The 10,522-nt window shown below is 71.3% G+C and carries 4 protein-coding genes; 1 reads left to right on the top strand and 3 read right to left on the bottom strand.

The window, feature by feature from the left end; translation table 11 throughout:
• From ACWGH4_RS22440 to ACWGH4_RS22430, 3 genes are all read right to left on the bottom strand, one after another.
• Positions 1–3,268, bottom strand: a 3,268-nt coding sequence (locus ACWGH4_RS22440; protein ID WP_453463633.1) for a family 78 glycoside hydrolase catalytic domain, incomplete at its 3' end; no start/stop codon positions are given.
• A gap of 41 nt (positions 3,269–3,309) precedes the next feature.
• A complete protein-coding gene (locus ACWGH4_RS22435; RefSeq protein ID WP_453463631.1) occupies positions 3,310–6,708 on the bottom strand; it encodes a glycosylhydrolase-like jelly roll fold domain-containing protein in 3,399 nt (1,132 codons plus the stop codon).
• 65 nt (positions 6,709–6,773) lie between these two features.
• Positions 6,774–7,004, bottom strand: a complete 231-nt coding sequence (locus ACWGH4_RS22430; RefSeq protein ID WP_453463628.1) for a hypothetical protein — start codon at positions 7,002–7,004, stop codon at positions 6,774–6,776.
• A 350-nt stretch (positions 7,005–7,354) separates the two neighbouring features.
• On the opposite strand from ACWGH4_RS22430, the gene ACWGH4_RS22425 reads away from it, so the two are divergent.
• Positions 7,355–10,402: a glycosyl hydrolase gene (locus ACWGH4_RS22425; protein ID WP_453463625.1), complete on the top strand. Its 3,048-nt coding sequence runs from the start codon at positions 7,355–7,357 to the stop codon at positions 10,400–10,402.
• Positions 10,403–10,522: the final 120 nt, after the last annotated feature.

The raw sequence follows: 10,522 nt of genomic DNA, 5'->3' as shown, positions 1-10,522 counted from the left end.
GCAGGTCGCTGCCGGCGGCGTACACCGAGGTGAAGGTCCAGTCACCGGAGCCGACCTCGTAGACCGCCTCGCCCTGCTCGGTCCGCAGCAGCTCCGCCCCGTCCGGGGCGGTGACGCCGCCCGAGGTGAACGGCACGCGTACCTCTGCCGTGCTGCCGGCGGGCACCGTCAGCCGCAGCCGGTAGCGGTCGCCGTCGCGCTGCCAGTCGGTGCTCGCGGTGCCGTACGGGGTGCGGTAGGAACCCGAGGCGGAGGTGAGGTCACCGACGACGGCCGGGTCGATGAGCAGCCTGCGGTAGCCGACGGAGCCGGGGGCCTGCTCGATTCCGGCGACCCGGTCGGTGAACCAGGAGTCGATGGCGCCGAGCATGAAGTGGTTCTGGGACTGGCCGGGGCCGCCGTCCCAGGACTCGCCGAGCGTGGTGTTGCCGTTCAGGACCTGGTAGCCGTAGCTCGGGCTGGTGGTCTGCGTGGCGATCTTGTGGATGATGTCGTCGCGGCCGGCCTCTGTGAGCACGCGGAAGGCCGCTGGGAGCGAGATCTCGCCGAGGACCAGGTGGTGGTCGGCCTCCTCGACGCTCTCGACGAAGTGGTCGAGAAGGCGGGCGCGTTCACCGTCCGGGACGGCTCCCATGTCGAGGGCGAGGGCCTCTGCTCCGTGCCCGCCGCCTCCGAAGGTCCCGGACTCCTGGTCGTAGAACTTGGCGGTCAGTGCCGCGGCACTGGCGTCGGCCTTGGCGCGGTAGGCCGCCGCGCCCTCCTGGTCGCCCAGGACCTCGGCGATGCGGCTGAGCCCGTCGACGACCCGCCAGTACCCGTAGGTGCCGGCCACCGCCCGAGGGAAGGTCCTGTCGGGAGTGAACCAGTCGCCGAGGCCGTAGTCGAGAATGCCGCCCTGGACCTTCTGTTCCAGGAAGGCCACGTACTCCTTCATCTGCGGGTAGTACGTGGTGAGCGTGTCCCGGTCGCCGTAGGTGGTGTAGAGCTGCCATGGCACGAGGACGAAGGCGCCGCCCCAGTTGGCGTCGTTGCGGTAACCACCCGGCAGATTCGTGTACTCGGGGACGGTGCTCGGGATCAGCCCCTCCTCGGTCTGTGCGTCGGACATGTCGCGCACGAGCTTGCGGAAGTAGGCCTCCATGTCGTAGTTGCCGGTGAGTGCGGGGAAGAGCAGCTGGTTCTGCTCGAGCCAGCCGAGCTTCTCGCGGCTCGGGCAGTCGGTGAGGACGCTCATCATGTTGCCCTCGACGGCGCGGCGGATGATCGAGTGGATGCCGTTGATGAGCTGGTTCGAGCTGGTGAAGTCACCTGCGGAGACGTTGTCGGTGTGCAGGACCTTGCCGCGTACGGTGACGGTCGCGCCTTCGGGCAGTCCCTTGAGTTCGAGGTAACGGAAGCCGTGGTAGCCGAACTTCGGGTGCCAGGTCTCGGTGCCGTCGCCGCGGGTGGTGTAGGTGTCCCACAGAGGTCCGCCGACGTTGCTGATGGACTGGAAGGCGTGGCCGTCCTTGAGGCTTTCCGCGGGCAGGATGCGGATGTCGGTGCCGGCGGGTGCCGAGACGGTGATCTCGGGCCAGCCGGCGATGTTCCGGCCGATGTCGAAGATCCGGCTGCCTTCGGCCGCCTCCTCGACCTCCTTGCCCGTGAGGGTCTCGATGACGCGGATCGGTTCCGTCTCGCGGGCGCTGAGGAGGGCGGGCTTCTCCGCCGTGCCCGGGCCGGACACGGTGGCGGCCTCCTTCCATGAACTGCGGCCGCGGTGCGGCTTGTTCCAGTCCGGGATCTCGCGGCGGGCGTCGTAGTCCTCGCCGCCGTACCAGTTGGAGGAGGTGGTCGGGCCGAGAGTGGTGCGCCAGTCGCTGCCGCTGCTCACACGGCGTACCGTGCCGTCGGCGAGCGTGATCTCCAGCTGGGCGACGAGCTTGGGGTCGCTGAGGTTCCCGTACAGCTTGCGGTAGCGGTCTGCGGTGCTCACCACGTTCGACATCCCGTTGCCCAGTTCGACACCGATGGTGTTGTGTCCTGGGCGCAGCCGCTCGGTCACGTCGTAGGTGGCGTACTGGACGCGTTCCGCGAAGTCCGTGTTGGCCGGCTCGAGGACGGCGTCGCCGACCGGCTCGCCATTGATGCTCGCGTCGTAGATGCCGAGGCCGGACACGTACAGTCGCGCCTTGCGCACGTCCTTCGGCAGCGTGAAGTCCTTGGCGATCAGCGGCAGTCCGGCCGGGAGGTACGGCTTCGGCGGCTGCTGTCCGGTGACCCGGGCCACGTCGGCGAACGGGCCGGTGGGCGAGTCGCCGGTGGAAAGGGTGTAGTCGACGGGGAAGTGCGGGACGCGGCCGTCGTCGGTGAGGACGTCGGCCCGCGGATAGAGCGCGACCTGGTCGAAGGTCTTGGCGGACTTGAGATCGAGGGTGAGCACGACGGGCGCGTCGGACACGTCGGGTCCGGTGTGCGGGGCGCTCGAGTATCCGGCGGCCGTCTGCAGGGCGCTGTTGGGCAGACCGTCGACGGCGAGGGCCGGCTCCCACGTCTTGCGGACCGTGCCGGTCTCCGAGGCGGTCACGACGGCGCCCTTCGCGAGACCGGCGGTGCCGGTCCCGGAGTCGCGTACGTCGATCTCGCCGAGCTGGAGGCGCCAGGACCGCGCGGGGAAGTCGTCGGCGAGCGGCAGCCCGAGCCTTGTGACGTCGAGGCGGACGTAACGGGCGGTGGTGCGCGGCAGTTCGACGATCACGGGCTCGACGGTGCGCTTGCTCAGCTGCCAGTCGGGGTGGGTGATCCAGTCGGCGTCCCAGTCCTGCTGCTTCGTCAGGCCGGTCTCGAAGACGGCGGCGTCGCTCCAGCCCGAGTCCCTGCCGTTGTCGCCGGACCAGAGCATGACGCGCCAGTACACGCGGCTGCGGGAGCCGAGTTCCTTGCCGGCGTAGGTGGCTCGGGGAACGCCGGAGGGGACCTTGCCGGAGTCCCACAGGTCGGGTCTGCCCTGCCTGAGCCGGCTCAGGGAGGTGGCCGCCTGGACCCGGTAGGCGGACTGGACGACGCCTCTGGCCCGGCTGGTGGTGCTCCAGCTCAGATACGGCGTGGTGTCGTCGATGCCGAGGGCCTGCGTGAGGTGCTGGGTACGCAGCTCGGCGGGGGCGATGCGGGCGGGTGCCTTCGCGTCGGCGGTGACGGCCGAGGGCAGTACGGTGACCAGCGCGGTGAGGCCGGAGGCGACGAGGAGTGCGGGGCGACGGCGGGCGCGCCGGGTGAGAGCTCTGCTCATGGTGGTGCTCCTTGCGGGTGCGGGGTGGGGACACGGCCGGGTCAGACACGGTTCAGGACGGCCGTGACGCGGCGGTAGGGCCGCAGTGTCACGGGGCCGAGCAGGCCCGACGGAAGCGGCTTCCTGCGTTCGTTGGACAGGGTGTTGGAGACGCGGACGCTGACGGTGTTCCGTCCGGGGCGCAGGACGTCGGTCACGTCGGTGATGTACGGACTCCACAGCAGCGGCGGCAGTTCGGTGCCGTTGACGGTGACGGCCGCGACCTCGCGCACCTGGCCGAGGTCGAGACGGAAGCCGCGCCCGTCGAGCGTCGCCGCGTCGAGGTCGACGGTCGTCGTATACGTACCGCTGCCGGAGAACAGCGGGTCGAGGTCGGTCCAGCTGCCGAGGGGACGGGTGACGGGCGACGCGCCGCCCTTCTCGAGCGTCAGCGTCCAGTCACCGCCCAGCTCCACGGCGTGCAGCGGGCCGGTGACCTCGGCGGTGCCGCGGTAGGTGTGCCGGTCGTCGGTGCCGGCCAGCGGGTAGCTGCCGGGCGCGTCGGCGACGGCGGTGACGTGCAACGTGTTCTTCCCCGCGGTGACGACCTCCACGGGCAGGGCCGCGTCGGTGAGGTGGACGCCGGGCCTGGTGGAGGGGCGGACGACGATCGCGAGGGTCTCGTAGGGACGCAGACGCAACGGCAGTCGGACGCCCTTTCCTCCCCGGTCGCGGCGGTACACGGGCGCGGGCCGGGCGATGCCCGTGGCGGGGTCCCAGAGTTCCGGGACGCCGTCGGCCGGCAGTGCGGCGACCGTCTCGACGGCCTGTCCGCTCTCGTTGTTGACGAGGAACGCCATGTCCTTGCCGCGGGCGGTGCGCAGGATCCTGACCGCGTCCACGGGCGGTTCGAGCACGGCGGCGGCGACTCCGGCAGCATGTGCGGCCTCCCGCAGGCCGTCGGCGTCGGTGACGCGTACGGCCGTGCCGGCGCCGGTTCGGCGGCTGCCGGGCGCGGTGTCGCCGAAGAGCGCGGACAGCGCCCGTTCCAGGCCGCGATCGCTGCCGCCTGCTTCGTCCCGGGGCAGTTCCCCCACGGCGACGACCGTGCCGCCGCCGCGTACGAACGCCGTGAGTGTCTTCACGGCGGCGGCGTCGAGCGTCGGGGTGTGCGGCAGGACGACCAGGTCGTAGTGGGCCTCGCCGACGGTGAGCCGGCCGCCGCGGGTGACGGCGTGGGCCAGCAGTCCGCGATCGCCGCTGAGCGCTCCCTCGTGGACGAGGTCGAAGTCGACCTGAGCGCTCTCCAGCGCGTACGCGGCGTCGCTCAGCGCGCTGTCGACGGCGCCCTGCTTCTCGGTGCCGCGCCACTGCTCGGCCGCCCGCTGCGGCTGGACGATCGCCGTCCGCGCGGCGGACGTGCCGCGCGCGACCTCCATGACCCGGCCGATCCAGTCGGCGAGCGGTTCCATGGCCCACCACCAGGGGGCGCGGGGGCCGAACGGCGGCGGGAAGAACACCCGGGTCTCGTCGGTCCACAGGGCGTGCAGCACGGTGAGGTTGATGCCGCGGGCCGCGTTGGCGCCCACAAGTGCGCGGGCGAAGTCGGGTGCGACCTGCCAGCCCATGTTGCCGAAGGCCTCGAGCAGGGCGCGTTCGCGGCCCATCTGGTGCGCGACGCTGACCGGGTTGCGCGGAATCATCGTCGGCTCGCCGGCCACGTACTCGGCGGTGATGATGTCGCCGCCGGGGACCTGCGCCCACTGGTGGACCTTGTGGAGGTCGCCCGTGGAGGCGATGCGCTTGGAGGGTGACGTCTCGTCGTACAAGGGGTTGGTGACGAGGGCGACGTCCCGCTTCTCGTACCAGCGGGACTGCTTCTCGAAGTAGACGGCGAAACGGTCGGAGACGGCCTGCCAGTACCGGCCGCGGGCGATGCGGCCGTCGCGTCCGAGGTCGTCGAAGGCCGAGGCGTACGCGGTGCCGGGTTCGACGCCGACGGCGCGCAGCGCGTCCTCCAGCGCCGGTGACCAGGGGAAACGCTTGAAGTGGGCCTCTGCGGAGGCGAAGTACGGCTCGTCGTCCCAGAATCCCGGTACGACGTTGCCGAAGTAGCGGCCGAAGCGGCGGTGGTACTCCCCCGGCACCATGTCGAGGAAGAGGTCGACGGGCTCGTCGTCCAGCAGGTCGACGTAGCTGCGGCTGTAGCCCTGGCTGTCGTCGATCAGCGGGCTGCCGCCGAAGACGTCGATCTGCCAGCGGCCTTCGGGGACCTGCCAGGCCTCCCCGGCCTGGAGGTCCGCGGTGAGCTCCACGATCCGGTCCGTTCCGGTGGCGCCGACGGGACGGGCGACCGCGGCGACGGGCACGGCGGTGTGCGCTGTGTGCGGGCGGGCCGGGAAGTCGCCTGCGCAGGCGGGATCGTCGAAGGTCTGGGCGTACAGCGTGGTGCCGTCGGCGGCGGTGACGGTCAGGCTCTCCCACAGGGCGCGCTGCGCGTCGACGGCACGGACGCCGACGCTGCCGGTGGTGCGGTGTCCGTCGGTGACGGTGACCTTGTCCTTGCCGTCGAGGGTGACGCCGAGGGTGTCACCCTCGACGGTGACGGCGAGCGTGTGGAACTTGGTCCTGTTGAATCCGTCGGTGCGGCTGCTGCGGGCCAGTTCGACCGGCGCCGCGCCGGCGGCGAGTCGCAGGACCGTGACGACGCCGGTCTGGTCGAACTCCACGGCGTAGCCGTCGGTTCCGGTCGCCGAGGCCCGGACGACGAGCCCGGCCGCGCCGTGCTCGGCCTTGGCGCTGCCGGTGACGGTGAGGTCGGCCCACTGCGTCCCCTGGGCGATCACGGCGGCTCCGCCGAGGACATCGGCGTCGGCCACCAGCCGGCCGGCGTCGGTGCCGACGCCGGTGGTGGCGGTGAGATCGGCGGTCGCGGGCCCCTCGACGACGGTGGTGGACCGCCACAGTGCCTTGAGCCGCAGGTCGGGCCGGGGGGCATAGGTGCGGGAGCCGACGGTGCCGCCCTTGACGATGTACTCACCGGCGCGCCCGCTGGGGAAGTGGTCGTCGTTGAACAGCCACACACGCATGCCGGTGCGCTCGGCGACGCGCAGGACGTGGCCGACGACGGCGAACCATTCCTCGGTGAAGAACACCGGCCGCATCTCGGCGTTGTCGAAGGGGAAGACGATGACCTCGTACATGCCCTTGGAGCGCAGGTCGGCCATCTGGGCGTCGACGAGTTCGGGGGTGACGGTGCCGTTCCAGTACCAGTAGACCGTCGGCCGGCTGTCCCGGCGGGGGTCGGCGAAGTGCTCGGGGGCATAGCCGCTCTCCCTGGCGGCCGCCGCGTCCTCGGGCCGCGCGGCGTGGGCGGTACCGGGCAGGCCGACGGCGAAGGCGGCTCCGGCCGCGCCCGCGGCGACGACGAAGCGGCGTCTGGACAGGTCGGATTCGTACAACGGAAACTCCATCGTTCGGGGTGGATTGCCGGCGGGCGCGTCCGGGCGGCGCCGACGGGGCGCCGTCAGTGGGCGGCGAGGGCAGCCACTTCGGCGGCCGACAGGGCACGGTTGTGCAGCCGGAAGTCGGCGATCGCGCCGTGCAGGTCGGTCGACGGTCCGGCGTTCGGGACGGCGGCCGGGGCCTCGGCGGCCACCGCCGGTACGGCGGCCGCCACGGTGGAGGCGGCCGCGGCGGCGGTGACGGCGAGGACGTGGCGGCGGGTGGGGCTGGGCGCATGGGGTCGCGCGGACAAGAGCCGGCTCCTTCGGGGAAGGGAAGAACCACTCGGTGACGGGCCGTTGCGCGCAGGGGCGGCGGGACGCGACGCGCTCCGGTACAGCCTGCCCTGCAGCGAGTTGAAACGTTTTTGTCACGCCGAACGGCAAGGTAGGCGGAGGCTTCATGCGCGTCAAGAGTTCCGGCAAACACTCCCGGGACCGAGGACCTCGCGCGACGTTGCGAGCCCGACAAAATACCTGCTGGTAGCGCTATATGACACGACAGTACGCAGGACTGATCCGCCTCGGCCAAGGCCTTGCGGGCCACGCCGCGGCCTGCGTATGTTCCAACCCGGCAATTAAAACGTTAAAAAGTAGGTGCGCGATGAGACACATCCCTGGACCGGAAGACACATCGGCGGACAGCAGTCTTCGGCGGCGGGCCCTGCTCAAGATGGCGGCAGCGGCCGGTGTCGTGGCGGCGCTACCAGCAGCCACGGCCGGAGTCGCCGCAGCCGCCGGAGCGCCTGCTGCGCCCACGACGGCGCCTCACTCCGGCGGTGCCTTCGCCCGCTCGTTCGCCGCCCCCGGGGCACGGGTGCGCCCCAAGTTCCGCTGGTGGTGGCCGGACGCGCTGGTCGACGCGGACGAGATCGAGCGCGAGATCGACCAGATAGCCGCCGCCGGCTTCGGTGGCGTGGAGATCGCAGCGGTCACCCACAGCGTCTCCGAGCCGATCAACCCTTCCCGGCACGGATGGGGCACACCGGCCTGGGTCGCCGCCGTCGAGACGGCCCTTCACCAGGCCGCCAAGCGCGATGTCGTCGTGGACCTCACCATCGGTCCGGCGTGGCCCGCCGCCGTACCGGGCATCACGCCCGACAGCACCGCCGCGACCAAGGAGTTGGCGCACGGCGTCGCCGTCGTCACCGGCGGGACGGCGTTCACGGGATCCCTCCCCGAACCGGTGACCGCCGCGGCCACCGGCGTCACCGCCCGGAAGCTGCGGTCCGTGCAGGCCGCCCGCATCGTCGCCGGCACCTCGCCCGCCGCCTTCCCCGCCCAGCTCGAGAAGGCCTCGGTCACCGACCTCACCCCGCATGTCTCGGCGGACCGGCTTCACTGGACCGCACCGGACGACGGGACCTGGCTCGTCATCGCCTGCTACGAACGCGGCTCGGGCCAGCGCCCCGAGGGCCCCGCGCACACCAGCCCGCTCAGCTACGTCGTCGACCACTTCAGCGAAGCCGGCACCCGAGCAGTGATCGACTTCTGGGAGAGCCGCATCCTCACCCCGCGCATGCGCAAGCTGCTGCGCGAGACCGGAGGCGCCCTCTTCGAGGACTCGATCGAGATGGAGACGCACGCGACGCTGTGGACGCCGGGCATCGTGGCCGAGTTCGAGCGCCGCATGGGCTACTCGCTTCTCCCCTACCTGCCCGCGCTGCTCCAGACGAAGGAGAAGTACGCCTTCTCCTTCGACGCCGCCACCAACAAGGCGGTCCGCCGCGACTACATGGAGGTGGTAACCGAGCTGTACGTCGAGAACCACCTGCTGCCGGTACAGAAATGGGCCAACGGCCTCGGCCTCGAACTGCGCATCCAGCCGTACGGCCTGCAGACCGACGCGATGTACAAGTCGGCGCTGCTGGACGTGACCGAGGGTGAGTCCCTCGGGTTCAAGAACCTCGACGACTTCCGCTGTCTGGCCGGCGGCCGGGACATGGGCGGCAAGCTGGTGCTCTCCAACGAGGCGGGCGGCACCGCGGGCGGCGCCTACGCGACCACCTGGGACGCCACGCTCAAGAAGCTCGTCACCCAGTACGCGGCCGGCGTCAACCAGGCCGTGTTCCACGGCTTCGCGTACGCCGACGCCCCCGGCGCCGCCTGGCCGGGATTCGCCGCGTTCTCGCCGTACAACGGCGGCACCGGCTACGGCGAGGCGTGGGGTCCCCGCCAGCCCACCTGGGGTCATGCGGCGGACATCGCCGGATATCTGAGCCGTACGCAGCAGGTCCTCCAGACCGGCGTCAACAAGGTGGACATCGGCGTGCTGTGGCAGAAGGGCTACGCCGGATCCGGCCTCGGCGCCTCCTGGTTCTCCGCCGACGGCGTACCGGTCGGCTGGACGCATCTCTTCCTCAGCCCGCGTCTGCTCTCCCTTCCCGGCGCTGTCGTGCGCGAGCGCCGGTTCGCCCCGGACGGCCCGGCGTACAAGGCGCTCCTCGTCGACGGTGACGTCATGATCGGCCGTGAGCACACACTCCAGCTGGATGTCGCGGAGAAGCTCGTCGGCTACGCGAAGCAGGGCCTTCCGATCATCGTCATCGGCGACTGGAAGGACGGACACGTGCCCGGCCTGCCGAGATCCGGTGACAACGAGCGTCTGCTGCGGCTGATCGCCGAACTGCTGGCGCAGCCCAGCGTGTTCAACGTCGCCGATCGCCCCGACGTCCCCCAGGCCATCGCCGCGCTGGGCCTGAAGCGCGACGTCGAGTACGCGCAGTCGTCGATGCTCCTGCACACGCACCGGGCCGACACGGAGGCGGACTACTACTTCTTCGCCAACGACGCCGTCAGCAAGAAGGGTTCGACCGGCACGCCCATCAGCCACGACGTCACGCTCACCACCCGCAGGCCGGACGTCGTCCCGTACCGGCTGGACGCCTGGACCGGCACCATCGAACCGCTCACGTCCTACACCCGTCTCGACGACGGACGCATCCGGCTCCGCATATCTCTGGCGCCGGGAGCCACGACGATCATCGCGACGGCCCGGGCCGGAAAGTGGGCTCCCGGCCCCGCACCCCGCTGGAACGCGACATCCAGCCAGGCGTCCGAGGTCCGCCGCGCGAAGGACGGCCGGCTGGAGATCCGAGACGGCCGGCCGGGCACCTACGCCACCACGCTCCATAACGGCGCCACCGTCAGCGCCACCATCGAGGACGTCGCCGAGCCGATGGCGCTCACGCGCTGGACGCTGACGGCCGAGGACTGGACTCCCGGGGCCACCGCGTCGAGCACCACCAAGCACCTGCGCACGATCGAGCTCGACGGGCTCAGGCCCTGGCCCGAGATCCCCGAGCTGGCCGATTCGTCGGGCGTGGGCAGGTACCGCACCACTGTGACGCTGGGACCGGCCTGGACCGGCGGCCACGGAGCCCTGCTGGAACTGGGCGAGGTCTTCGACACCTACCGGGTCACGGTCAACGGACGCGCACTGCCGCCCGCGGACCAGCTGACGGCCGTCGTCGACGTCGGCCCGTGGCTGCGCCGCGGCACCAACACCATCGAGGTGGAAGTGGCCACGTCGCTGCTCAACCGGCTGCGGGTCTCCAACGCACCGGTGTTCGGGGTCGCCAAGCGGCAGAACTACGGACTGGTGGGGCCGGTACGACTCGTCCCGTACGGGCGGGCCGTCACGGAAGTCTGACCGTCCGCACCGGCCGGCGGGTCGGCCACGGACCGACAGCGGTCGAACACAGCCCGGACTCGGCGCCTCCCGGAGGGCTGAGCATGCGCTGTCGAACTCGCGGAAAGGGGCCGCCCGATG

This window comes from Streptomyces sp. NPDC054847 (genome assembly GCF_053610925.1).
Note: the sequence above shows the minus strand (reverse complement) of the source record. Positions and strands in the feature narration are given on the sequence as shown.

Bases quoted from the DNA above. Each gene is read 5' to 3' on its own strand.
- ACWGH4_RS22425 (WP_453463625.1), top strand. From the start codon at position 7,355: ATGAGACACATCCCTGGACCGGAAGACACATCGGCGGACAGCAGTCTT.